The sequence below is a fragment of the Brevibacillus sp. BD137 genome (genome assembly GCF_041644655.1).
GTDB classification, from domain to species: domain Bacteria; phylum Bacillota; class Bacilli; order Brevibacillales; family Brevibacillaceae; genus Brevibacillus; species Brevibacillus brevis_D.
On the sequence record NZ_JAOTNO010000002.1, the window covers coordinates 1 to 25,277 of the forward strand.

The 25,277-nt window shown below is 47.9% G+C and carries 17 protein-coding genes; 15 read left to right on the plus strand and 2 right to left on the minus strand.

What is annotated here, in order from left to right:
- Nucleotides 1-309: 309 nt before the first annotated feature.
- The 12 genes from ODZ53_RS03815 to ybaK all read left to right on the plus strand — a co-directional run bounded on the left by ODZ53_RS03815 (nucleotide 310) and on the right by ybaK (nucleotide 16,440).
- Nucleotides 310-1,152 carry an ABC transporter ATP-binding protein gene (locus ODZ53_RS03815; RefSeq protein ID WP_064199589.1) on the plus strand — a complete coding sequence of 281 codons (843 nt, stop codon included), beginning with the start codon at nucleotides 310-312 and terminating at the stop codon, nucleotides 1,150-1,152.
- A complete protein-coding gene (locus ODZ53_RS03820) occupies nucleotides 1,085-1,840 on the plus strand; it encodes an ABC transporter permease (RefSeq protein WP_372675983.1) in 756 nt (251 codons plus the stop codon). Before ODZ53_RS03815 ends, ODZ53_RS03820 begins: the two co-directional genes overlap by 68 nt.
- 30 nt (nucleotides 1,841-1,870) lie before the next feature.
- The gene (locus ODZ53_RS03825) at nucleotides 1,871-2,866 is read left to right on the plus strand and encodes an aliphatic sulfonate ABC transporter substrate-binding protein (RefSeq protein ID WP_372675984.1); all 996 of its coding nucleotides are present in this window, start codon (nucleotides 1,871-1,873) and stop codon (nucleotides 2,864-2,866) included.
- A 79-nt stretch (nucleotides 2,867-2,945) separates the two neighbouring features.
- Complete coding sequence (gene kynA, locus ODZ53_RS03830) at nucleotides 2,946-3,806, plus strand: tryptophan 2,3-dioxygenase (protein WP_372675985.1); 861 nt, start codon at nucleotides 2,946-2,948, stop codon at nucleotides 3,804-3,806.
- A gap of 200 nt (nucleotides 3,807-4,006) precedes the next feature.
- Nucleotides 4,007-5,107: an ATP-binding protein gene (locus ODZ53_RS03835; RefSeq protein WP_372675986.1), complete on the plus strand. Its 1,101-nt coding sequence runs from the start codon at nucleotides 4,007-4,009 to the stop codon at nucleotides 5,105-5,107.
- Complete coding sequence (locus tag ODZ53_RS03840; RefSeq protein WP_372675987.1) at nucleotides 5,068-7,470, plus strand: DUF5682 family protein; 2,403 nt, start codon at nucleotides 5,068-5,070, stop codon at nucleotides 7,468-7,470. Before ODZ53_RS03835 ends, ODZ53_RS03840 begins: the two co-directional genes overlap by 40 nt.
- Complete coding sequence (locus ODZ53_RS03845) at nucleotides 7,455-8,594, plus strand: VWA domain-containing protein (RefSeq protein WP_016740514.1); 1,140 nt, start codon at nucleotides 7,455-7,457, stop codon at nucleotides 8,592-8,594. The genes ODZ53_RS03840 and ODZ53_RS03845 overlap by 16 nt, the downstream gene beginning before the upstream one ends.
- A 19-nt stretch (nucleotides 8,595-8,613) precedes the next feature.
- On the plus strand, nucleotides 8,614-12,081 hold the full coding sequence (locus ODZ53_RS03850; RefSeq protein WP_372675988.1) for a DUF4132 domain-containing protein: 3,468 nt from the start codon (nucleotides 8,614-8,616) through the stop codon (nucleotides 12,079-12,081).
- Nucleotides 12,082-12,083: 2 nt separating this feature from the next.
- On the plus strand, nucleotides 12,084-13,742 hold the full coding sequence (locus tag ODZ53_RS03855) for a hypothetical protein (RefSeq protein ID WP_372675989.1): 1,659 nt from the start codon (nucleotides 12,084-12,086) through the stop codon (nucleotides 13,740-13,742).
- Nucleotides 13,743-13,766: 24 nt separating this feature from the next.
- Nucleotides 13,767-14,057 carry a hypothetical protein gene (locus ODZ53_RS03860; RefSeq protein ID WP_064199585.1) on the plus strand — a complete coding sequence of 97 codons (291 nt, stop codon included), beginning with the start codon at nucleotides 13,767-13,769 and terminating at the stop codon, nucleotides 14,055-14,057.
- A gap of 210 nt (nucleotides 14,058-14,267) precedes the next feature.
- The gene (locus ODZ53_RS03865; protein ID WP_372675990.1) at nucleotides 14,268-15,845 is read left to right on the plus strand and encodes a glutathione ABC transporter substrate-binding protein; all 1,578 of its coding nucleotides are present in this window, start codon (nucleotides 14,268-14,270) and stop codon (nucleotides 15,843-15,845) included.
- Nucleotides 15,846-15,960: 115 nt separating this feature from the next.
- Complete coding sequence (gene ybaK / locus ODZ53_RS03870) at nucleotides 15,961-16,440, plus strand: Cys-tRNA(Pro) deacylase (protein WP_064199583.1); 480 nt, start codon at nucleotides 15,961-15,963, stop codon at nucleotides 16,438-16,440.
- A 40-nt stretch (nucleotides 16,441-16,480) separates the two neighbouring features.
- On the opposite strand, the gene ODZ53_RS03875 is transcribed toward ybaK, so the two are convergent.
- On the minus strand, nucleotides 16,481-17,305 hold the full coding sequence (locus ODZ53_RS03875) for a hypothetical protein (protein WP_372675991.1): 825 nt from the start codon (nucleotides 17,303-17,305) through the stop codon (nucleotides 16,481-16,483).
- 181 nt (nucleotides 17,306-17,486) lie between these two features.
- Here ODZ53_RS03875 and ODZ53_RS03880 point away from each other — a divergent pair, with 181 nt between their 5' ends.
- Nucleotides 17,487-18,512, plus strand: coding sequence for an AraC family transcriptional regulator ligand-binding domain-containing protein (locus tag ODZ53_RS03880; protein ID WP_372675992.1), 1,026 nt, complete (start codon nucleotides 17,487-17,489; stop codon nucleotides 18,510-18,512).
- A 188-nt stretch (nucleotides 18,513-18,700) separates the two neighbouring features.
- Nucleotides 18,701-19,492 carry an SDR family NAD(P)-dependent oxidoreductase gene (locus ODZ53_RS03885; RefSeq protein WP_372675993.1) on the plus strand — a complete coding sequence of 264 codons (792 nt, stop codon included), beginning with the start codon at nucleotides 18,701-18,703 and terminating at the stop codon, nucleotides 19,490-19,492.
- A 112-nt stretch (nucleotides 19,493-19,604) separates the two neighbouring features.
- Here the strand turns inward: ODZ53_RS03885 and gltC are convergent, their stop codons facing one another.
- Nucleotides 19,605-20,507: a glutamate biosynthesis transcriptional regulator GltC gene (gene gltC / locus ODZ53_RS03890; RefSeq protein WP_064199579.1), complete on the minus strand. Its 903-nt coding sequence runs from the start codon at nucleotides 20,505-20,507 to the stop codon at nucleotides 19,605-19,607.
- Nucleotides 20,508-20,631: 124 nt separating this feature from the next.
- Between gltC and gltB the strand changes: the two genes are divergently transcribed.
- On the plus strand, nucleotides 20,632-25,245 hold the full coding sequence (gene gltB, locus ODZ53_RS03895) for a glutamate synthase large subunit (protein ID WP_372675994.1): 4,614 nt from the start codon (nucleotides 20,632-20,634) through the stop codon (nucleotides 25,243-25,245).
- Nucleotides 25,246-25,277 lie beyond the last annotated feature (32 nt).

The following is a 25,277-nucleotide window of genomic DNA, read 5'->3' on the forward strand; positions in this document are numbered from 1 at the left end:
TTTTATTTTATCAAACCAGTAACGACTATTATAAGTTTTCGGAAGGCGCCTCTCCCGAACAAATCGAAGCATTTAAGAAAAATAACATTGACTTTCTTATAAAACCAGACAGTTCCATATGGGTCAACCGATCGGATGAAATGGACGTAGTGCAATGCTGCACCTAAAGTGTCGCCCTTGCATTGAATAGGAGAAGGTGCCCGCGGCCTTCCCTTTTTTTATCGGATTATAGTTGACAAAAACGATAGGATTAATCATTATTTATTCATAATCCCCATCGACTAAGTTGGAATAAAAAGAGGTGCATTCATGTATCTGACTATTGATAATGTTACGAAACATTTTGTGAATGAGCAGAAACAAAAAGTAAAGGTGCTGGATGATATCAATCTGGAAGTGGAAAAGGGCAGCTTCGTTTCCATTGTCGGCCCCTCCGGCTGTGGAAAGTCGACGCTGCTCTACTTGATAGCGGGATTGGATCAACCGGACAACGGTGACATCCACGTAGCTGGCAATAAAGTGAATAAGCCCGGACCTGACAGGGTTGTCGTTTTTCAAGAAGCAGGGTTATTTCCATGGCTGACCGTTTTGGAAAATGTTACATACGGACTCAAGTTGAAGAAAATGTCTACAGCGAAAGCCAACGAAAAGGCGCTGGAAGTACTCAAGATGGTTCATTTAAGCAAGTATGTTCATTCCTATCCCCATCAGCTCTCAGGCGGGATGAAGCAACGCGTAGCTATCGCTCGGGCACTTGTCATGGAACCCGACATTTTGCTGATGGATGAACCGTTCTCGGCGCTGGATGAACAGACGCGGATGGTTCTTCATAAGGAGTTGCTTGAGATTTGGCGGACGACCAAGGTCACGATTTTTTTCGTTACCCATAATATCCGGGAGGCCGTTTTGCTTGCGGAGAGGATCGTCGTTTTTGCCACACGCCCCGGAAAAATCAAGGAAATCATTGCGGTTCCTGCCATGCGCGATGGGGTCATGCCGGACAGTGTGACAGTAAGCACCGAGCAGAAGGTGCTGTCGATCTTGCAAGAAGAGATAGAAAAGGTGCTGAAGGAGGAAATGGGCAATGACTACAGCTTTAAGACGGGTTATCTTCATCGCTATGATAGCGGCGATATGGGAAGTCACATCTAAATTATCGGGGCTGCCATCGTTCATGTTTCCTAGCCTGACTCAGGTTTTTGAAACACTCGTAAATGGCTTGATAAGCGGGCAAATTACCGCCGCGATTGGAAAAAGCATGGGACGAATCCTGTTGGGCTTTCTCATTGCCATTATCATCGGACTGATATTGGGTTACTTCATTTGGAGATACAAACTCGTAGAAGATACACTTGGCTTTGTCGTGACTGCGCTTCAATCTATCCCGAGCATTGTCTGGTTCCCGCTTGCGATTATCTGGTTTGGCTTAAATGACTTCTCCATTCTGTTCATCGTGACGATCGGGGCGACCTGGACCATGACGGTCAACGCGACCAGCGGTTTCAAAAATGTCCCGCCGCTATATCAGCGGGTAGCCAAGACTTACGGTTCGACTGGCTTTCACTTTGTACGAACAGTCATTCTTCCCGCATCTGTACCACAGATCATCTCTGGGCTTCGAATCGCTTGGGCATTTTCCTGGCGGGAGCTCATGGCTGGTGAGCTGCTCGGGGGTGGCGGTGGTCTTGGGCAATTACTCGAGATGGGCCGTTCACTTGGACAAATGGATTTGGTGATATCTGTCATGATCATTATTGCGATCATCGGGACCATCGTCGATAATGTTGTCTTTTCACGGATCGAACGCAACGTTCAGATGAAGTGGGGAGTCCATTCATAAAAGAAAAATGGCTAAGGAGTGTGTTGTCACATGCTAAAAAAAGTGTTCAGTACCGTGGTTGCATCCCTATTATTGATGGGGATTGCGAGCGGGTGCTCTACAGGCGGAGCCGAATCCTCTGAGAAGGAAGTCAAGATCGGATATTTCCCAAATCTAACCCATAGCGCAACGATCATTGCATTGGAGAAAGGCTATTTCAAGGAAGCTTTCGGTGCGGATGTAAAGATTCAAACGAAAACGGTCGCCAATGGCGGATTGTTTATGGAAGCAATGGCAACAAAGGCGATTGACGTAGGGACAGTCGGACCTGGACCGTTGTTGAACTTTTATGTCAAGCATCCCGGGTATCGTTTGATTTCAGGTGCTGTCAATGGCGGCGCTGTGCTCGTCATGAATGGTTCAACCAATATTACCGAACTAAAGGATTTAAAAGGCAAAAGAATCACGATTCCGGTAATCGGCAGTACACAGGATGTCATGCTCAGAAAAGCACTGAATGAGGTTGGCCTGAAACCGACGACGAATGGTGGAGATGTGGAACTGTATGCGGCAGCTCCGGCAGATACGGCAGCCTTATTCGTACAAAAATCCGTTGACGGTGCAGCAACGCAGGAGCCGTGGGGATATGTCCTGGAAAATCAGGCTGGAGGAAAATTGCTTTTGGACTGGGATCAATTCGCTTGGGGGAAAGAGTCAACCAATACCGTGGTAGCAGCCAGCGATGAATTTTTGAAACGAGAAGGCTTGGCAACTGCCTACCTGCAAGCACATAAAAAGGCAGTCAAATTCATTCAGGAAAATCCCGAAGAAAGCCAAGACTTGATCATCAAGCATTTGAAAAATCTGACTGCCAAAGAGTTGAGCAAAAAAGAAGTGCAGGCAGCCTTTTCCCGTTTGGAAGTTACAACAGCGGTTAATGAAAAGGTCATTCAAGAAATGGCAGATATCAGCCAGGAAGCTGGATATATTTCCAGTAATAAAATCGAAGGATTGATCGATTTGAAATATTTGGAAGCAGCGAAATAATTCGGGTGAGAAGAATGAATATTCAGCAGGAGGAAAGAGGGGTGGAAAGGAATTAGATGGGAAAGGAGGTCGTGCCACGATGAGACCACATGAACAAGGAAATAATCAACCGATCGACACCTCATTAGAGACACAGATTCATACTGATTTCCAAAAGGAGATGACGTACGGCGATTATTTACAGCTCGATCAAATCTTATCGAGTCAACAGCTTCAATCTACCCATCATGATGAAATGCTGTTTATTATCATTCATCAGGTGAGTGAGCTATGGATGAAACAAATTTTGCACGAACTGTCAGCAGCAAATGAATGCATCTGCAATCATGATCTGGAGCCTGCTTTCAAAATGTTCGCGCGAGTCTCGCGTATCCAGCAGCAATTGATTAAATCGTGGGATGTCCTTTCTACATTGACGCCAGCTGACTACCTTCAGTTCCGTGACAAGCTGGGTCATTCGTCAGGATTTCAATCCTATCAAAACCGACTGATCGAATTTACGCTAGGATATAAGAACCAGCATGTCCTTGCGGTGTATGCGCATCAACCAGAGCTTCACGCCCAGATGAGTGTGGCCTTGCAGCAGCCTAGCATTTATGATGCGGCGATCAGGGAGATGGCTGTTCGGGGCTTGCCGATTGATCCGGAATGCTTGAATCGCGATTGGTCGCAACCATATCAACAAAATCAGAGTGTAGAGCAAGCCTGGCTGACCGTGTATCGAAACGTGAACCAGTATTGGGATTTGTACGAGTTGGCAGAAAAGCTGGTGGATATCGCAAGTCAGCAACAGCAATGGCGCTTTAACCATATGACGACAGTCGAACGTATCATAGGCCAAAAGACGGGAACGGGTGGGTCATCAGGCGTCATGTACTTACGCAGAGCGCTCGATCACCGTTTTTTCCCGGAGCTTTGGAGCTTGCGGACACAGTTGTAAAAAACTCTTCAAAAAACAGCGAGAAAAGCGTCTTGGGGACCCAGGGCGCTTTTTGGCATGTAGTACTCAATTCACATCTTTTCACATATCTTTCCTAATAATGGGTACAAATACCCTTCTTTTCCTGACAAACATATGTTTTCATTTTTTATAGTATACCTTATTTTTCAAGTACAACCAGAAATGGAGTGGGCATTTGGATGGAAACAATGAAGCCACCTATGGAAGTGTTATATGCGAAACAGCTGAATGCACTGCGATCCCAGGATACAGGGACAAAACCTCCCAATTGGCTGATGTCGCCCAGAGCTGTGCGCGACTTTATTTTAGGAACGGATGAACCCCTTTCTTATGAGGGCGAAAGTATATCGATTACGAAGAAGTTCTATGGAGACGATGTGCTTATTGAGCGTGCAATCGTCACGTTGGCAGGCAATCGCGGCTTAATGCTCGTCGGTGAGCCTGGAACGGCAAAGACGATGCTGTCTGAGCTGCTGTCTGCGGCTATCTCTGGTACGAGCACAAATACGATCCAAGGCACCGCGGGAACGACAGAGGATATGATCAAATACTCCTGGAACTACGCGATGCTGCTGGACAAAGGTCCTTCGTTGCAAGCGCTGGTTCCTTCTCCTTTATACACCGGAATGAGCAAGGGAATCATTACCCGTTTTGAGGAGATTACCCGTTGTCCGTTTGAGGTTCAAGACGTGTTGATTAGTATTTTGAGCGACAAGGTGATGAACATTCCCGAGCTGTCAGACGGCATCCTGTTTGCCAAGCCCGGTTTTAATATCATTGCAACAGCAAACTTGCGGGACAAAGGCGTCAATGAAATGAGTAGCGCCCTCAAACGCCGTTTTAACTTCGAGACAATCGCGCCGATTAATCATGTGAAAATGGAAGCCCAAATTATCGAATCTCAAGCAAAAGTGATTTTGGAGCAAAGTGGCGTAAACATCGAAATCGATCGCGATGTAGTTGAGATATTGGCGACGACCTTCATGGAACTGCGGATGGGCGAGACCAAGGAAGGATTCAAAATCGATTCCCCTCAATCCGTGATGAGTACAGCCGAAGCCGTATCCGTCTATGTTCAAAGTGCAATGACGTCCCATTACTATGATGGCAGGTCAATTTCCATGGATCGACTGGTACAGAACATGCTGGGAGCCGTCGTCAAGGAAAACCAAAAGGACGCAAATATCCTGAAAACCTACTTTACCAAAGTGGTCAAAGAACGGGCAAAGGAAGAGGGTCTATGGGGAACGTATTACAACGAGAAGAAATGGATCAAATAAAAGATCAGGACCGCTTCATAAAATCATTCGTCGAAGATGAGGTCTACAACCTCAGCAAACAGGTCGTCTATTTCCCGGTTCGTCATCATAGTCCTGCGTGCGCGTTTCATTTGAAAAAAACGATCGAAGAGTATCAACCGGAAATCATTTTGATTGAAGGCCCGGACCATAGCAATCATATCATTCCGATCTTAACGGATGAACGGACGAAGCCTCCTGTAAGTATTTATTATGCGTACGCCTCAGGGGAGCAAAAATACGTCTGTTACTTTCCGTTTCTTCTGTATTCGCCGGAATATGTGGCCTTGGTTGAAGCAAAACGCCGGCAGATTCCTGCTGCTTTCATTGATCTAAGCTACGGAAGCCGCCTCGAAAGCTTGGAAGACGGCCATGATTTGAAAAAGAAGAATGAAAAGCTCTCCTATCACGATGAGCGCATGCTGGCAGGCTCGCAGTTTATTCAGCAATTGTGCCAGACGATGAAATGCCGGAACTTCGATGAGCTGTGGGAAAAGTTTTTTGAGATTGATGGGATTCGCAAACAGACGAAGGATTTCGTCAAGGATGTCTTTGCCTACTGCTACCTGTCTCGAAAATGCTATGATGACGCTACTTTGGAAGCGGAAGGCGATTTGATTCGCGAGGCGCACATGCGTCAAAAAATTGCAGAGGCAAAGAAAAAGCATGCGAGAATTCTCGTGGTGACCGGGGGCTTTCATACATACGGACTCATCGAGGAACGCAAGACTTCCTACAAGATACAAAAGGTACAGGAAGAAAAAATATATCCGATGGTGTACACGTACCAGGAAGCAGATCAGTTGAATGGATACGCAAGCGGGATGCCGTACGTCCATTATTATGAGAGTGTGTGGAAGGCACTGGAGAAGAAGGAGCCTGCTCCCTTCTCGAACAGCGCGTTAACGTACCTTCCACAACTGCTAAAAAAATTGCGTGGCAAGGGAGAAACGACGTCTACAGCGGATGCGATCGAAGCATATAGCCTCATGAACGGCTTGGCTGTCATGCGGGAAAAGGCTGAGGGCGGTGCCTATGAGTTGCTCGATTCCGTTCTCTCTGCTTTTACAAAAGGCGAGCGCTCGATAGCAACCTCTCAGCCGATCGAGACATTGCGAGAGCTATTGACCGGAGACGGAATCGGTGAAGTGGCTCCTAATTCACTGGATGTGCCCATCGTTCGCGATTGCAAAGACAGATGTAAATCGTTAAAGCTCGCGATCACGACGACAGCCCGCAATCAAAAGGTGCTAGAGCTGTATGCCAAGAAGTCGCATCGCGAAGCCAGCCAGTTTTTTCACTGCATGCAGTACTTGGGCACAGAATTTTGCACCAAAGAAGCCGGACCTGACTGGATGAACAACCGAAATGTCAATCTCGTCCGAGAGACATGGCGCTACAGCTATTCCTCTTTCGTAGAAGCCCGTCTGATCGAGAGCTCGGTCTACGGCGGGACGGTGAAGGAGGCAGCTGCCCATAAGCTAGCCGATATGGTAAAAGAACTGCCGCAGCATCAGAGCTATGAGCTGGCAAAATGGCTATTGATGGCGGTCGTTATGGGGTTGGAAGAGCTGTCGGAAAGGCTCTTTGAATCTGTAGTAGAGTCCGTTAGGCAGGATGGACATTTTCTCTCGCTATGCAAGACATTAAAGACACTCACCATTCTTTTGGAGCAAAAACGGTTGTTCGGTCTTAGCGAAACAGAACGGTTGGAGAACTTGGTGGAAGAAGTATATTACCAGGCTGTGACCAAAATCGTCGAGCAGGGAAACCCGAACCCCAACGAACTGGATGAGTTGGCTGATCAGCTCAAATTCCTCTACATGCTGAGTGAGAAGAGACAGGAGGATGATTCCCGAGAGATTTTCAGTGATCAACTGCGGGAATTGCTGCGTAACGACAAGCTCCCCGCGAAACTGGAGGGGGTAGTGGTCGCGATCTTGTGCAATCTTGAAGTGATCGACCGCGCAGAAATCTCCAGACGTGCCCGTGCCTATATGTTCGGCTCGCCTGAGCAAATGCTGCATACCGCCGCGTATTTACATGGCGTTTTTATCGTGGCTCGTGACTATCTCTTTCATCAAGAGGAAATCCTGCGCGATCTGCATCAGATGATTACATCCTTGGCCTACGACGACTTTTTGCAGGTAGTGCCTGAACTGCGATTGGCGTTTACATATTTTAGCCCAATGGAAATTAGTATGCTCTCGGAAAAAGTGGCGGCTCTTTTCCAAACGACGGTGGAACAAGTCACGAATCCAGTCATCGATGAGCGTACCTTGCGTGATGCCCGCATGCTCGATCAAGCGATCAAGGAGGAGTTTGCCAAATGGAACCTGATTTGAGCCGCGAAGCCTTGAACCGCTGGCGGTTGTTATTGGGCTCGCATGCCGAGGAATCATTGGAAGGCAGCGGGGTCTATCAATCATCCGAGTTTTCTTATCAGGAATTGGACTCGATTCTTGAATTTTTATACAACCGTGAATACGGAGAAGAGCAGGGTTATCGAAAAGAAGGCGGCCGAGGAGAATCGGCATTGACGGTTCCCTCCTGGCTGAACAAAATCCGCAAGCTGTTTCCCAAGAAGACGGTAGAAATCCTTGAGCGACAAGCTCTTGATCGCTATAACATGACAGAGCTGTTGACTGACAAAAAAGTGTTGGAAAGCATGGAGCCCAACATGACCCTCTTAAAAAACATCCTCCAATTTAAAGGCAGGATGAAAGGAGAGGTCGTAAAAAGTGCAAAGGAAATTGTACGCAAGGTCGTAGACGATATACGGCGTCAGCTTGAAAATGAGGTGCAGACCAGCATCGTCGGCAAGCGCAATCGCCATAAACGCGGTTATACGAAGTCGATGAAAAATCTGGATGTCCATAAAACGATTCGTAAAAATTTGAAGAACTACGATCGCAAAAAAAGCCGTTTTATCATCGATGAGCTGTATTTCCACAGCAATATCCAGCATCACAACAAATGGAACATCGTCATTGTTGTGGATGAGAGCGGCAGTATGATGGACTCTGTGATTTACAGCTCCGTTATGGCAAGTATTTTTTACAAGCTCGCTGCCTTGAAGACGAATTTGGTTATTTTTGATACGAAGGTCGTTGATTTGAGCGATAGACTGGATGATCCGGTCGATGTGCTGATGAGTGTGCAGCTTGGTGGGGGGACTCATATTGCACAGGCGCTCAAATACGGAAGAACACTGCTCGAAAATCCATCGAAGACGATATTTATCCTCGTCAGCGATTTGGAGGAAGGCTACCCGATCAAGGAAATGTATCGCCAAAGCAAGGAGATTATCGACGCAGGCTGCAAGTTTTTAGTGTTGACGGCTTTGGATTTCAATGGCAACGCTACGTACAACCAGCATGCTGCCAGGGTATTGAGCGATATGGGAGCAAACGTTGCCGCGATCACGCCTGATGAACTCGCGCAGTGGATTGGTAAAGTGATCAAATAGAGAGAAGGAGGAGTAAGGAATGGTATTAAGAAAGACAGATCTGAACCCGGTTACGAAGAAATTTGTGGAGGAGTTTATCAGTGCAAGTGATCGAAACAAGCATTTGTACGATCAAATCGCTGATTACGTTGCAGGTGACACAGACGAATGCCCGGCAATCGCAGAGGACCCGCGGTTTTACAGCTATACGGTTCGATCCGAATTTGACAAGCTGAAAAAACGCGGCGAGGAGCTGGCCTTCTATCGAGCAGCTGTGCTGATCTACAAGGCTAGCAACCGTTTTTACGATAAGAAAAATGTGATGGATGAGTGCTTCCTGGATCAGATCGAACTTCAGGGTATGAAGGACATCAGTGATGATGATATCCGAGCAAAAGATCAGAAAGCATTGGAGGCCATGAGAAAAACGGTCGAGCATTTCGGACATACGTTGTTTGCCGAATTTTTGTCAAAAGCCGCGGAGGATTATCGCGCAAGTATCAGCCGTGATTACTCCTCGACATTTGATCGGGCAGAATTTTTGCTATTCATTTCGTATGCGTACACGATTTCTCCGAGCTTATTGGAAGAAGCAAAAGAAAAGCTGATGCCGAGCTACTATTACCTGATTACAGGTGATACGCGTGAATATATAAAAGAGCTGCATATGATTGCCAAAGAAGTCGTGACCATGCAGTTTTCGAGCAACAATTTACTGACCAACGAGTCATTGTACCCTTCATATGTCAAAGAGAAAAAAGCTGCATTGCGAGAAAAGTATTATCCAGGAGAGCAGGTCAAGGAAGGCTCCCTTTTGAATCAGAAGCATTTGAATCGGTATATGGAGCTGGTCATCAGCTTGCTGTATTACCGCATTCACGTCAAAGGCGGGATCAGTGCGTTCCTGAACAAGGAAGAGGAAATCGATCGGGAGCTGCACGATACTTTGCAAATCCTTTTCGGCGTGTGCCCGCTTGATATCCTGTCCCAAGATAAGAGACTAGTTGACCTCGTGCACATGGATGAGCCTTACGATTTACTGCTGGGTCTACGCGAGCATTTGCTATCCCCGCCGACCAATTGGGAACAAGTGAAGCAACTGGTGTTGGTAGACGTAACGAGATCAAGACGAGCGCTTGAGCTTGCTTCGATCCCGATGGTCAAGGGATTCTTACACAAAACGCTGGCGGCAGAAGGCGTGGATCTTTCCGATTTCCAGCCATCTTTGGAAGGGATTATTCAGGACGCGCTGCGACGTGCGAAGGGCTCTACAAAGCTGGCAAGCTATTTGGATGAAAAAGCTGTCCTAGAGGATGTGCTCGAGCATGTGCATCTGGAGGACGTACAACTCGTCAGACAGCAGATGATCCTCCTAAGCTTCTTGCCTGTGGATCATCCGTTTATTGCACGTCTGATTCCGTTCATGTGCCAATACAAAGACAAGTCCAATCGCAGAGTAGGTCATATGTGCTTCACTCATGCGTTCCAGGATCGATTGACCGCCTTCATCGATCATTACCGGAAGGACGAAGCTGTAGATATCCAGACACTGTTCTATCAGATTTTGTCGATCAAGGAGTCGCACTATTATTACACAGACGTCAAAGAAGAGGTGTATCGTTCGTTAGTCGTAGCGAATCCGGAAATGACTCTGGCTCAATTTGACAAGCTGGAAACGGAGCTTCGCGTTTTTGTGACGCAAACTCTATTAGCCGCAAAGGAGACGCTATCAGAGGAATTGCGCAACCAAGCGATTCTGCTCGGGTTGGGTGACAGCTCGAAGAAAGTGATCGGCCTCGCTGGTGCAGCGTTTCTTCAGGCCAAAGACAAGGAGCTTTATTTGCACGTCTATCAAACAGAGAAAAAAGCAAAGGTCAAGGAAATGGCGCTGGATGCGATTCGCTCCCTGGACAATAACAAGGAGATTTTCCAGGAGCTACTGACAACTGAAAAAAGCAGCAAATTTAAAACGCTGCTGCAAACATTTATCGACGCTGAGGAGCAGGGGCCAGATGCGAGCTTGACTCATTTGGGCAACCTGACCGACAAGCGAAAACTCACAAGGATCAAATGGATGCCACTGGAGCGCATGCCAGCCCTTCGCGACCAAGACGGCAACGAGCTGGGGCAAGAAGTCATGGAGTACATGCTAACCGCCTCAATCGATTTCCCGACTGCGCCAAACCAGCTGGTGCTTGACTTGAAACCATCTCTGCAAGCGGCATCTGTTGCTGACTTTACCACAGAAGTTTTGCGCACTTGGCTCGATAACGGAGCAGTCGCCAAAGAAAAATGGGTCATGCCGCTCTGCGTTGCTTTTGGAGATCGACGTATTGTCGATACGATTGGTCAGTGGATTAAAGAGTGGACAGATCACTCACGCGGGGCTTTGGCAGCGGATGGCGTGCGTGCCCTGTCGTTCTCGAATGATTTGACTGCCCTGCGTCTAATCGACCAGATTAAACGTACGATCAAAAACAGGCAAGTCAAATCTGCAGCAGAAGAGGCGCTGTCCATGGCGGCTGCGAATCAGAACATTTCCGCTATGGAACTGGAAGACCGACTGGTCACGACGCTTGGCTTCGATGCGTCCGGCAAGCAAGTGTTTGACTACGGCGACCGCACCTTCACGGTTAAAGTTAGCAACGAGCTAGAGTTGGAGGTCACGAACGACAGCACGGGAAAAGCGGTCAAAAATCTGCCTGCACCGTCCGCGAAAGACGATCAGGAGAAGGCAGAACAAGCGCGATTGACTTTTGCTCAGTTGAAAAAAGATCTGAAAAATATGGTGAAAGTACAATCTCTTCGTCTGGAGGAGTCTCTGTCCAAATCGCGTTATTGGTCAACGGCAGCATGGAAACGTCTCTTTGTGGAAAACGTGTTGATGCAAAAATTCGCAATCGGGCTCATCTGGGGTGTATACGAGGACGGAAAGCTCGTAGATACGTTCCGCTATATGGATGATGGGACATTTAACACCGTGGATGAGGATGAATATGAGTTGGCAGATGAGCAGCTCATTGGCTTGATTCACCCACTGGAGCTGGACGAAGAGATGTTAAACGGCTGGCGTACGCAGCTAGAAGATTACGAAATTACGCAACCGTTCGAGCAGTTGAGTCGTGAAGCGTTCCTGCCTACGGAAGAAGAAATAAAAGCGAATGAAATGCTCCGTCTGCCTGTTGAATCGTATTCACCAACCGCTTTTGCGAAAATGATGGAGAAATTCGGCTGGGTCAAAGGAACGCCGCTCGATGCCGGTTATTATTATGAGTTCTACAAGCTGTATGACGGTATGGTGGCTGAGTTGAAGATCAGCGGGGCGAGCATTTCGTATTGGGAAGGAATGGAGGATGTGAAGCTGGAGACATTGGCTTTCTTCCCGAATAAAGATGCCGAGTACAAGCATTTTTACTTCAAACCAGTGGATCGGCTGAAGCTCACGGATATTCCAACACGCATTTTCAGCGAAACTGTTTATGATGTCATGCGTGCAGCAGGAAAATAACGATGGCAGATTTCACATCAGAATTTCATCGGTTTATCGCGCTGTGCAACGAAGAGTATCTAATCAAATACGCGAATAAAGGGATTTACAACCGTTCCATCAAGGAAATGGAAAAAGGGATGTCCGTTTCCTACGAGTTCGGGGACGATTACGTCGAGTGTGCGCTGTCAGATGACAGCGTATGCCGACTTCATGCAGATATTGAGCGTTTTTCCTGCTCATGTCCATCTGACAAGATATGCAAGCATGTCATCATCGCCATCGTCTACTATGCCCAAAACCATTTGCAAGTAGGAGCAGAGACCGAGGAAGAACAGGAGACCTACAAGCCTGACTTTAGCTGGATCTTGCAATTGCAGCCGTCTCACATTAGTAAGGCTTTTACCCCAGCGCAGCTGGAAGAAGTGCTGTTTCGCCTCGACTATTTCGAGGAGATGGAGGTCGTTGAAACATCCTTTTTAACGATAACATTGCACACCCAAGATATTTCCGTATCTTTTGACAGTGAATCGGAGATTGGGAAAAGCATGTGCACCTGCAAGGCAAAGGGCAATTGCTTGCACAAGCTGGAGGTCATTTTGCGCTATCGGGCCATGCACCAGCTACAGGATCGTGAGCAGTTACAAGCATCTGTAACCGATGTCAGCTATGAAACGGATGTCGTAACGGAAGCAAAAGCCCTGATCGCAGAGATTCTTGGCATCGGCTTGGCAAAGCTATCCCAGACGATTTGTACACGGCTGGAGCTGCTTGCTATCGCTGCGCATAACGGCAATCTTCCTCGTGTGGAAAAGGACATTCGCGGCATTCATGGGGAGTTGAACTTATTTTTTCAGCGCCATGTCAAGTTTTCGACGGAAGCGCTGCTCGACCGACTTTCCCGGGTGTATCTCAGCTTGCTCGCTCTAGAGAAGACCGATCACACCGAGGCGAAAAAGCAGCTACTCGGCAGCTTCAAAAGTAAGTACCATATGGTTCCGCAGTTAAGTCTATATGCATTGGGAGCAAATCCATGGGAGACGCGGTCAGGGTACAAGGGGATTACGTATTACTTTTACTCGCTTTCTGATCAACGCATCTACACGTATACAGAAGCGCGCCCCGTGTATTATGAAGGCATATCCTTTTCCTTTAAGGACAGCTATAAAAGCAAGGTACCCTGGGGCGGGTTGATCTCGATGGAGGAGCTCTCTCATTCACAGGTCATCCTGACACAGGCGAAGACGAATCGGGAGCAGCGCTTGTCTTCCAGTGAAGAGACGCATCTAACCATCGTTCCCAGAGACAATATCGAAGAGCTCGATCTCGGCAAGGTGGTCGTTCGCGACTGGTCAAATGGATGGAAGGACGCGGCAGGCGATATGTTTGAGACTGCGTTGGACTCGGTTTTTCTGTTGAAAGCGAACAAGTTCAACCAAGTCGATTTCGATCAGAAAACGCAGCAGTTGATTCTGACGATCGAAGACGAGCAAAGTCATTCCCTTCAATTGAGCATCTCCTATCAGGGGGAATTCGCCCGCAATATACGTCATCTCGAACAAAACAAACGGCTGCTAGAGTTGCGCGATGTGTATTTGCTTGTGCAAGAAATAGGAGATGGGCTTTACCCGATCAGCATCATGCAGGGCAAATCGCTGACGAGCTTTAAGTTAGACCTATAACGGTGAGGGAGTGGACGTAAAATCATGGAGGAGTTATATTCCTTTACCGAAAAGCTGACTGATTGGCAGGAACGCTTGTTACTCAAAGGAATTCATAAACTTGACAGGCAAGATTTGCAAGAGCTGAAAAAACTGCAAGAGCTCGCGACCGAATACGATATGAGCTTTCTCGGCTCATTGATCGAAGACCTGCATGTAGAGGGCAATCGCTATTTGCAGGAAGTAAAAACGGATGCGGAGTTGCTAACGCAGCAGTATTTGTATGTGGTGCAGTACATCAATATGATGAAAAAGCCTTTGACGCGATCATCGTAATAGGTTCGAGGGAAGAAAGAGAGATTCTTGAGGAGTCTCTCTTTTTTTTACTCTCTCCCTGCAAAAAGGGGGAGTTTTTTGTTTATATATAAAGTTGTAAAGAAACTGAAAATAAAGGTAAACAAAGTGAAAATATAATAACTGAATATTGTCTAAAATAAAACATGTTTGAATGCTAAAACATTTGCAACAAGAATTGGGGGAACACAGATGAAAAAGAAGAGCTTTTATCACACGCTGATCGCCATGACAATCGCGGTATCTGCGGCTATGGCTGGGTGTTCGTCAGGGCAGGATACGGCGACTAGCGCCGGACAAGCAGGGGGTACTACGGAAGCTGGCAAAACAGGAGGAACCCTCGTCATCGCACGTCTGTCCGATGCGAACAACCTCGACCCGCATTTCCTGTCCCAAATCCCTTCAGCAGCAATCATTCATCACAAAGTATACGAAGGGCTTGTCCGCATGGTTAAAGAAAGCAAATACGTACCATCCCTCGCTAGTGAGTGGAAGCAGCTCGATGACTTGACGTGGGAGTTCAAGCTACGTCAAGGCGTGACGTTCCATGATGGCGCACCTTTCAATGCGGAAGCGGTAAAAGCAACGATCGCTCGCGTTCAAGACCCTGCCGTTGGCTCCAGCCGGATTAACATGTTTGAAGCAATCAAAGAAGTGAAGGTAGTAGATGAGTACACGGTACAATTTATTCTAAATTACCCGTACGCGCCGATCTTGTCTGTTTTGGCGAGTGCAGAGGGAAGCATCATCAGCCCGAAAGCGATTGAACAATATGGAAAAGATTTGAGCAAGCATCCAACCGGTACGGGCCCGTACAAATTTGAAAAATGGACGCCGGGTCAAGAAGTGGTTCTTGTGAGAAACGATAGCTACTATGGCGGTAAACCAAATTTGGATAAAGTCGTTTTCAAAACCGTACCGGAAGACACAACTCGCCTTGCCATGGTTGAGACAGGAGAAGTTCAAGTGGCAGAAAACCTGCCTGTGACGGACATCGATCGCGTACAAAACTCCCCATCCATGCAATTGGGGCGTTACCCTGGTTTCTCGGTCGATCACATCGGATTGAATACAAAGAAAAAACCATTTGATGATGTGCGTGTCCGCCAAGCCATTGCCCACGCAATCGACAAGAAAACCATTATTGAAGGTGTTTACAACAATGTGGGAACACCAGCTCACTCCTCGATTACACCAGCGATGGTTGGGTACAGCCCGAATGTAAAAGACATTCCGTATGACGTCGAGAAAGCGAAACAATTGCTAGCAGAGGCTGGATATCCAAACGGCTTCAAAGCAAAAATCGCGTTGAATGATAACAAAGCACGGATTAGCGTCGCCGAGGTTTTGCAGCAACAGCTCAAGCCAATCGGGATTGACCTGCAACTGGATGTGATGGAATTCGGGGCTTATATCGATGCAGCTTCCAAAGGGGAGACAGACCTGTTCATGAGTGGATGGGGAAATGCTACGGGCGATGCCGATTACAACCAATCGAACCTCTATCACTCGAAAGCACATGGCGCACCTGGTAACCATTCCTTCTACAACAATCCAGAAGTAGACAAGCTAATTGACGAAGGGCGCCGAGAAACAGACGCAGAAAAACGGAAGCAACTCTATGAAAAAGCACAACAAATCGAAATGACTGAAGCACCGCTTATTCCGTTCCGATTCTCCGAGACCTTGGCGGCGATTCAAAAGAATGTACAAGGGGTATGGATTAGCCCGGCAGGTCATATCGAGATTGACGAAGTAACGATTCAATAAGACGAGGCGCCGCTGACATGCTTGTGTCAGTGGCGTTTTTTGGTTGAAAAGTAGAACGGCATCCCCTAAGATAGATTATATTTTGTTGACCAGCGTGTAGCGGAGGTGGAATGGCGTGAAGCAAGGAAAAACGAATGCAATGCGGATATTGGATAAAGAAAAAATCGCATACACCATGCTGACGTATGCAACGGATGATGGAAAAATAGACGGAATCGCTGTCGCTCAAAAGATCGGTCGCGAAGAGAACGTTGTCTATAAAACATTGATTTCGCAAGGGACGAGCAAATCGTATTATGTGTTTGTCATTCCCGTTGAAGCTGAGCTTGATCTCAAAAAAGCGGCGAAAGCAGTCGGCGAAAAGAAAATCGAGATGATTCCCGTGAAAGAGATCACGAAAGTATCTGGCTATATTCGGGGTGGATGTTCGCCAGTTGGGATGAAGAAATTGTTTCCGACGGTGATCGATCAACGAGCACAATCGTTAGAGTCGATCATCGTCAGTGGTGGAAACATTGGCGTCCAGATCGAGATGGCAGTAGAGGGTTTGTTACAAGCAACGAAAGGTTCCTTGGCAGATGTATCTGCCATCTAAAGCAAAAAGGCCACGGCATTAGCTGAGGCCTTTTTGCTGTTTATGAAAAAAGTCCCGTCCAAACATGGATAGGGGTGTCACATGAGCAGCAGTTCAATTCACCAGCAAGATAAGGAAGGTGGGCTAGCAGTGTTTTATCCTCAATCGCAAGCACACGTTGGTATAATCTCTGAAGTCCGCTGTCGTTTGTCGTGTCCGGTCTTTTGGTGATGATTGAAAGTCGTTTCGCTTTCTCATGAAAAACGGGGTCTTCTTCGTAACCGTACAAGACATCCTCGTCCTCATCTGGCCATATATAGATAGACTGATCACACGTCGGACACACCGTTACATATTCGTCACCCGCAGAAAAGGTGAGAAGCATGTTGGCAATGTCTTTGTCCCCACGAAACGCAGCGTCCGCAGCTAGTATGTAGCGCTTGTCTGCATCATGCTCTCCCGTCCGTGCTAGGTGAAGGATGGATTCTGTCTTCGCGGTCAACGAGAGAATGGCATGTCGGTATTCACGATTGATCTCTCTGATGGTCTCTTGATCCAATAATGGCGGCTGATAGCGTAAAAACTCCGCTGGCACATCCCCATGAGGCGTATTTTTGCTACTGGCTTCGAAAATGCCGCAGGTTATGAAGATGTCTAACAAAATAGCGGGGCTCTCTGTTTTTTGTGCGATCTCTACTAAATAGGGGAAAGCAGCATATGTACATGGATAAATCGTATTTTGATGATACAGAAGCTCCCAATACAACTCTTCTTTTTCGTCGGAAAAATAGTCGTGCATTATATGCTGGATGAGCGCAGGGATGCGATCAGAAAAACCATAAGGGCCTTGTAGCTTACCCCATACAGAACTTACGAAATCTAGCATAAGAACATCACCTCTCTTGCTGAAATGTGACACTATTCCCATATCATAGTAAAACTTTCCGCATACGGCTATATTTGAATCGCAAAATGTAGAGGCGTCAAATAACGGGTACGATCACCTTCATGTATACTTAGGGATAAGCGGAACGAATCGGTAAGCAATTAAAGGAGATCCATACGTAATGAAATCAGACCGAATAAAATTTCCGGCGGGATTTTGGGCGGGATTACAACGACTAGGGATTGCCCCACACGATCTAGCTCGGAAAGCGTGCCTTCCGCTCACCATTCTTACAGAACCAGCCGTAGTCACCACCGCTCAATATTTCAGAATCTGGCAAGCGTATTCCGATCTCGTTGGAGATATTGCTACGGGAATCATCAAGCTTTCAACCAGCTTTGAAACGGCACTCTATCCACCGACTGTTTTAGCGACCTACCATGCTCGTGACTATCGCGACGCGCTTAATCGAATGGCCCGGTACAAACAACTGTGCCCTCCGGAAAGATTGCGTATAACAGAGGAGGGCGAGCGCTGTACAATCGACTTGGAATGGATGTACAGCGAGCAGCCCGGACCACCAGTCCTGATTGGAACCACGCTCGCCTTTCTTCTAGAACTTGGACGAAGGGGCACGGGCAAGCGTTTAACTGCTCAGTCCGTGGAATTTTCTCACGCGATGGGGGATGTAACTGCACTTGAGGCTTATTTCGGTTGCCCGGCACGGATTGGTGCCACTGATAACCGATTAACCCTCCATCGACGCGATCTGGACCGACCCTTTCTTTCGTATAACAAAGAATTGTTGGAGATATTGACACCTGTATTGGACCGATCATTGGATGAACAGGGTAGTCATTCCATTGCTGAGAAGGTCAAGTGGATATTGAAGCGAAGTCTAACCGGAAACCGCCTTGATATTCGAGCAGTTGCCAGCGAGCTGGGCATGAGCGATCGTACCTTGCAGCGCCGTCTTGCGGATGAAAGCACAACGTTCAAGCAACTGTTGACACAGGCTCGGCATGAACAGGCACGAGAATACTTGGCCGACCCCAAGCTCGATATAAAAGAAGTGGCTTTTTTACTTGGATATGAAGATCAGAACTCATTCTACCGGGCCTTTCGCCTTTGGGAAGGCGATACACCTTCAAACTGGCGCTCCGAATACTTTCGGGTCAATCCACCCGTCATAGAATTCCTAACCTAAACCGTTCCAAACAGGGCTACCATTTTCCCGGTTTTCATATTTGGCGGGTTCAGCAAGAAAATTGGCATCGTACGCTAGTTACCGAACGATCCAGACAAAGTACGATAATCTCTATCCGGAGCACAAGGATGTTCCAAGATGAACTTCAAGTCAGCTTGCCGCGAATGACTACAAAGGAGACAAGTGTTATGGATATGGGATTACGGAACAAAACTGCTTTGGTAACGGGATCAACGAAAGGGATTGGGAAAGCAATTGCCATTGAGCTTGCCAGAGAAGGCGCCAATGTTCTTGTAAATGGACGGAATGAGGAAGAGGTAGAACGAATCGTAAATGAATTAAAGGCAGAATTCCCGGCTACGTCACCTCAGAATGCTACGGCCGATATAGTGGATCGACAGCAAAGAGAAGCTTTATTTGAGAAATATCCCAACGTTGATATCCTCGTTAACAATATGGGGATTTATGAGATCATGTCCTATGAAGACGTTGACGATGACATATGGGAAAAATATTTCCGAACCAATGTCCTTGCCGCGAATGGATTATCTAAATTTTACTTGCCTAGCATGTTGAAGAACAATTTTGGACGAATCATCTTTATCGCAAGTGAAGAAGCGATCATGCCTTCAGGGCAAATGCCTCAGTATTGCATGACGAAATCCATGCTATTATCCCTGTCAAAAAGCCTATCCAAACGAACGGTAGGAACAGAAGTCACATCCAATACAATCATGCCAGGACCAACGCTTTCCGAAAATGTCTATCAAATCATTGATAGCCTGTTTCCTGATGATCTGGCATTTTCGGAAAAAGAGAATCAATTTATGGCAGCAAACCTGCCGCAATCCGAATTACAGCGGTTTATCAAGCCTTTTGAAATTGGCAGGCTGGTAGCATTTGTATCCAGCCCTTATGCAACCGCATTTAAAGGCTCACCAATCCGTATGGACGGGGGCATGGTGCCAACTATTTTTTAAAATACCGAGATAGACCCGACCAGGCGCCAGAGGGCCAGCACATGGAAATTTCCTGTAACTGAATGAAGATACACAAAAGTCCTGATGCATCTGTTCATCAGGACTTTTTTCGTTAGCTATACTTACTCAGCACATCAAAAAACTCCTTCAGAAAATGATAAAAAAGCTTTTCAGAAGGGGGAAGCTCACGGTTGTTCGGGATGATAATGCCTACTGTTCGCGTCACCAATGGCTCACTTATCGGGATTTTTACTGTCTCACGAGGAACGTTATCCGTTAACGTAAGCTCTGGCAACAAAGTGACGCCCAAGCCTGCCGCTACCAACCCTTTAATGGCATCGATATCTTCTCCTTCAAAAGCAACTTTAGGAGAAAAGCCCATTTGTGAGCAAGCATTGACAGCGATATTGCGCAGGATGAAACCGGGTGGAAACAACACAAAAGTATCTTCCTGCAACTGACTGAGACGCAGGCTTGGTTGCTTGGACAGCGGGTGCTTCGCGGGCAGCAACGCGACGATATTTTCAGCGAAGAAGATGTAGCTGCGCACATTTTTTTCCTGAGTGGGAACAGGTCCAAGAAAAGCCAAGTCGATTTCACCATGGATGACCGAGTCGATCAGCCCCTGATAAGAGCCTTGTTTCAATTGAAAGCCGATGTCCGGATATCGGGCTCGAAAACCGGAGATGACCGTCGGAAGGGGATTGGCGGCAAGGCTGCTCGTAAAACCAACACGAATCGTGCCCCGCGACGGGTCAAGGAACTCTTCAATCTTTTCTTTCGCTTTCTCGATTTCGTTCATCGCCATTTCGACGTGCTGCAAAAAGATTTTTCCGACTGCCGTCAGCTTGATATTGCGACCTTCGCGGAGGAACAGTGACACACCGAGCTCCTCCTCCAGATTGGCGATTTGCCGACTGAGGGCAGATTGAGCGACGTGCAAATGATGGGAGGCTTCGGTGAAGTGCTCCCGTTTGGCAACCTCGATAAAGTATTGAATCTGTCGTAGCTCCATGAATACCCCCACCTTACCCATTTATCTCGATTTGAGATAGATTTTGCATAAATTATATATTGTTTGTATCGTTTCGCTCAATCTAAAATGTACATACAAGAGAGAGCAAGGAGAGTGGAGAAACATGACGACACAAGGAATGCCTGCTAAGCAAGGTCTGTACGATCCGATTTTCGAACATGACGCTTGCGGAATTGGTTTTATTGCCAATTTGAAATCGAAATCGACGCATGATATGGTCCGAAAGGGTCTGAAAATTCTGTGCCAACTGGAACACCGCGGCGGTCAAGGCAGTGATCCGGAAACGGGAGATGGTGCAGGGATTTTAACGCAAATTCCACACGCCTTTTTCAAAAAGACCTGTAAAGAGCTGAATATCACGCTGCCGGCGCTAGGTAAATACGGTGTAGGTATGCTGTTTCTTCCGATGGATGAAGCGAAACGGCAAAAGTATGAAGAGCAGCTGGAGGAGATTGTCGCAGCAGAGGGACAAAAACTGCTCGGCTGGAGAACCGTTCCTGTCGATGCGACGAAAATTGGCAAAACGGCTGTAGCGAGTCAGCCTTATGTCCGCCAAGTATTCATCGGAGCCAGCTCGGATATACAGGACCAAATGGCATTTGAACGGAAGCTGTACGTCATTCGCAAGCAGGTGGAACGGGCAACAGGTGCTGATTTTTACGCCGCTTCCATGTCTTCGCGTACGATTGTCTATAAAGGATTGCTCACACCAGGACAACTGGATGCTTTTTATCTTGATTTGCAAGATAATTCTTACACTTCCACCTTCTCCGTCGTTCACTCCCGTTTCAGTACGAACACATTCCCTACATGGGAGAGGGCGCACCCGAATCGTTATTTGATTCACAATGGGGAAATCAACACCTTGCAAGGAAACATGAACTGGATGATGGCTCGTGAAAAAATGTTCCAGTCCGATGTGTTTGGTGCTGATTTGGCAAAAGTGGTGCCAGTCATTGATATGGCGGGTAGTGATTCGGCGATTTTGGATAACTGCGTGGAGTTTTTCTCGCTGGCAGGTCGCTCCTTGCCACATGTCGCAATGATGATGATTCCTGAACCGTGGGATCAGGATGAGCAAATCGACGAAAATAAGAAAGCTTTTTACGAGTATCACAGCTGCCTCATGGAGCCGTGGGATGGTCCAACAGCTATTTCTTTTACGGATGGCAGAATCATTGGCGCGATTCTCGACCGAAATGGCTTGCGACCAGCGAGATACTATGTGACGTCCGATGATACCATCATTTTCTCATCGGAGGTTGGCGTTCTCGAAGTTCCAGATGAAACGATTGTTCAGAAAGGTCGGCTGAGTCCGGGACGGATGTTGCTGGTCGATCTCGAGGAAGGCAGAATCGTTTCTGACCAGGAAATCAAGCAAAAAATCGCAAGCGAACAGCCATACCAGGAGTGGGTGAAAAACAACCTACATGCTATCGAGGATTTACCGGCAGCGAGTCGCATGGAGGAGCTGCAAGGAGACAGCTTGCTTGCGCATCAAAAAGCTTTTGGCTATACACAGGAGGAAGTCGACAAGGTTCTTGCCCCGATGGTGGCTGATCAGAAAGACCCCATTGGTTCGATGGGCGTAGACACACCACTCGCGGTATTGTCTGATCGCGCACAGCTCTTGTACCACTATTTCAAACAGTCTTTCGCCCAAGTCACGAATCCGCCGATCGATGCGCTGCGGGAGGCTTGCGTAACATCGACCCACACTGTGCTTGGCGCGGAAGGAAACCTGCTTGCACCGGATGCGAGCAATTGCCGTAGAATTCGTTTGTCCAATCCGTTGATCTCTAATCAAGAGCTGGCGAAGCTTCGCGCGAACCCATACCAAGAGTTCAAGGCAAAAACATTGTCGATACTCTTCCCGGCCCAAGGGGGCGAACACGGGCTAGAACTGGCACTTGATCAAATGTTCGCTGCGGCGGATGAAGCGATTGCTGCCGGCTACACCTTGCTGATTTTATCAGATCGCGGAATGAATCAAGAGTTGGCCGCGATCCCTGCCTTGCTGGCTGTAAGTGGACTTCACCATCATCTCGTCCGCGCAGGGACACGTACCAAAGCGAGCATCATCATAGAATCCGGTGAACCGCGTGATGTACACCAGTTTGCCATGCTGATTGGGTACGGTGTCGATGCGATCAACCCATACGTCGCCATCTCAACGGTAAGCAATCTGGTTGTAACGGCAAAGCTGAAGGAGATTACGAGCGACGAAGCAGTCGAAGTGTACCTCCAAACAGCCGTTGAAGGTGTCGTAAAAGTCATGTCCAAGATGGGCATTTCGACCATTCAGAGCTACCGTGGCGCACAAATTTTTGAAGCAGTGGGCATTCATTCTGGCGTCATCGATCGCTATTTTAGCCGTACGCCTTCTCAGATTTCGGGGATCGGACTGGATGTAATTGCGCAAGAGACTTTAATTCGCCATGCGAAAGCATTTTTGCCGGAGCATTCCGAGGAAGTATTGGAGGCGGGCAGTGATTTTCAGTTCCGCCGTGACGGTGAGTTTCACTTGTTCAACCCAAAGACGGTTCATGCCCTGCAAAAAGCTTGTCGGGAAGGTAGCTATGAGCAGTACAAAATCTATGCAGAGCAAGCGACAGCCCAGCAATTCGTAGCCCTGCGGCATTTGCTCGATTTCAAGTCCAATCGGCAGCCGATTCCGCTGAGTGAGGTAGAATCTGTTGATTCCATTGTTCATCGTTTTAAAACGGGGGCGATGTCATACGGCTCTCTCAGCAAGGAAGCACATGAGACCTTAGCAATCGCTATGAACCGTTTGGGTGCGAAAAGCAACAGCGGGGAAGGCGGGGAAGATTCGGCGCGTTACATCATGGATGAAAACGGAGATTTGCGACGCAGTGCCATCAAGCAGGTCGCATCCGGACGCTTTGGCGTATCTAGTCATTACTTGGTCAATGCCTCTGAGATCCAGATCAAGATGGCACAGGGGGCAAAGCCGGGCGAAGGCGGTCAATTGCCAGGAAGCAAGGTCTACCCATGGATTGCCGAAGTACGCGGATCGACACCAGGAGTTGGACTCATTTCGCCGCCTCCTCATCACGATATTTACTCGATTGAGGATTTGGCACAGCTGATTTTTGACTTAAAAAATGCGAATCCGCGAGCACAAATCAGCGTGAAGCTCGTATCCAAGGCGGGAGTCGGAACGATTGCGGCTGGTGTGGCGAAGGGTCTTGCGGATGTCATTGTGGTCAGTGGACACGATGGAGGCACAGGCGCTTCTCCCAAATCAAGCATCAAGCACGCAGGCTTGCCATGGGAACTCGGTCTTGCTGAGACACACCAGACGCTCTTGCTGAACCAGCTGCGCGACCGTGTGGTTCTGGAAACAGATGGCAAACTGATGACGGGACGCGATGTCGTCATTGCAGCTTTACTCGGAGCGGAAGAATTCGGCTTCGCTACAGCTCCACTTGTTTCGATAGGGTGTGTCATGGCTCGTGTATGCCACCTCGATACATGCCCAGTGGGTGTGGCCACACAAAATCCCGAGCTTCGCAAACGGTTTAAAGGCGATCCGCAGCACGCAGTGAATTTCATGCGTCTCGTGGCCCGCGAAGTTCGTGAGATCATGGCAGAGCTGGGCTATCACTCCATCGAGTCGATGGTCGGTCAGAGCCATGTCCTGAAGATGGGCGACAAGGCAAAAGAACATTGGAAAGCCAAGCACATTGATTTGTCTGCGCTCTTGTTCCAACCGGATGTCTCCGAGGATGTGGGCCGCTATCATCAGCGCAACCAAGATCACAAGCTGGAAGAAACGCTGGATCGTCAAAAGCTGCTCAAGCTGTGCAAGCCAGCATTGAATAAACAGCAGCAGGTAGAGGCAAAGCTCGCCATCACCAATACGAATCGCGTGGTCGGTACGATCTTGGGCAGTGAGGTAACCAAACGCTTTGGCGAGCACGGTCTGCCGGAGGATACCATCCGACTGCATTTTACTGGCTCGGCAGGTCAAAGCTTCGGGGCATTTGTTCCACGAGGGATCACACTTCATCTCGAAGGAGATGCAAATGACTACGTAGGAAAAGGGTTGTCTGGCGGCAAAATAACGGTCGGACCATCGAAAAACAGCAAATTCGCTCCCGAGCACAACATGATTATTGGCAACGTTGCGTTCTACGGAGCTACCTCTGGGGAGGCGTATATCAACGGGATGGCTGGTGAGCGGTTCTGCGTGCGCAACAGCGGAGTGACGGCAGTCGTGGAGGGAGTAGGCGACCATGGCTGCGAGTACATGACTGGAGGACGCGTCGTCGTTCTCGGCCCCGTCGGCAAAAACTTTGCAGCAGGCATGTCAGGTGGTACTGCTTACGTGCTGGCTGAGGATAAAGAGAAGTTTGCTGCGATGTGCAATCAGGAGATGGTACTCCTGGAGTCATTGGAAGATCAACATGAAATCGCACGAGTCAAACGCTTGCTAGAGAACCACGTCAACCACACAGGTAGCCGTCATGCACAAGCTTTGCTCGATGAGTGGGAACGAACCGTCCAACAGTTTGTCAAAGTCATTCCAAAAGATTACAAGCAAATCGTCTCCACGATGGAGGAGTTGGAGAAATCCGGCATGAAGCGCCAAGAGGCGATATTGGCAGCTTTTGAAATGAGCCAGAAGAAAGGCGATGCCAAAGCACCGAAAAAGAAAGCCACCGAGCAATCCTATGTTTCAGTGGGGAAATAAGGAGTTGGCCGATGACTTATTTTGTGAGTCGT

Coding starts and splice junctions, on each gene's coding strand:
- ODZ53_RS03815 (WP_064199589.1), top strand. CDS start 310: ATGTATCTGACTATTGATAATGTTACGAAACATTTTGTGAATGAGCAG.
- ODZ53_RS03820 (WP_372675983.1), top strand. CDS start 1,085: ATGACTACAGCTTTAAGACGGGTTATCTTCATCGCTATGATAGCGGCG.
- ODZ53_RS03825 (WP_372675984.1), top strand. CDS start 1,871: ATGCTAAAAAAAGTGTTCAGTACCGTGGTTGCATCCCTATTATTGATG.
- kynA (WP_372675985.1), top strand. CDS start 2,946: ATGAGACCACATGAACAAGGAAATAATCAACCGATCGACACCTCATTA.
- ODZ53_RS03835 (WP_372675986.1), top strand. CDS start 4,007: ATGGAAACAATGAAGCCACCTATGGAAGTGTTATATGCGAAACAGCTG.
- ODZ53_RS03840 (WP_372675987.1), top strand. CDS start 5,068: ATGGGGAACGTATTACAACGAGAAGAAATGGATCAAATAAAAGATCAG.
- ODZ53_RS03845 (WP_016740514.1), top strand. CDS start 7,455: ATGGAACCTGATTTGAGCCGCGAAGCCTTGAACCGCTGGCGGTTGTTA.
- ODZ53_RS03850 (WP_372675988.1), top strand. CDS start 8,614: ATGGTATTAAGAAAGACAGATCTGAACCCGGTTACGAAGAAATTTGTG.
- ODZ53_RS03855 (WP_372675989.1), top strand. CDS start 12,084: ATGGCAGATTTCACATCAGAATTTCATCGGTTTATCGCGCTGTGCAAC.
- ODZ53_RS03860 (WP_064199585.1), top strand. CDS start 13,767: ATGGAGGAGTTATATTCCTTTACCGAAAAGCTGACTGATTGGCAGGAA.
- ODZ53_RS03865 (WP_372675990.1), top strand. CDS start 14,268: ATGAAAAAGAAGAGCTTTTATCACACGCTGATCGCCATGACAATCGCG.
- ODZ53_RS03875 (WP_372675991.1), bottom strand. CDS start 17,305: ATGCTAGATTTCGTAAGTTCTGTATGGGGTAAGCTACAAGGCCCTTAT.
- ODZ53_RS03880 (WP_372675992.1), top strand. CDS start 17,487: ATGAAATCAGACCGAATAAAATTTCCGGCGGGATTTTGGGCGGGATTA.
- ODZ53_RS03885 (WP_372675993.1), top strand. CDS start 18,701: ATGGATATGGGATTACGGAACAAAACTGCTTTGGTAACGGGATCAACG.
- gltC (WP_064199579.1), bottom strand. CDS start 20,507: ATGGAGCTACGACAGATTCAATACTTTATCGAGGTTGCCAAACGGGAG.
- gltB (WP_372675994.1), top strand. CDS start 20,632: ATGACGACACAAGGAATGCCTGCTAAGCAAGGTCTGTACGATCCGATT.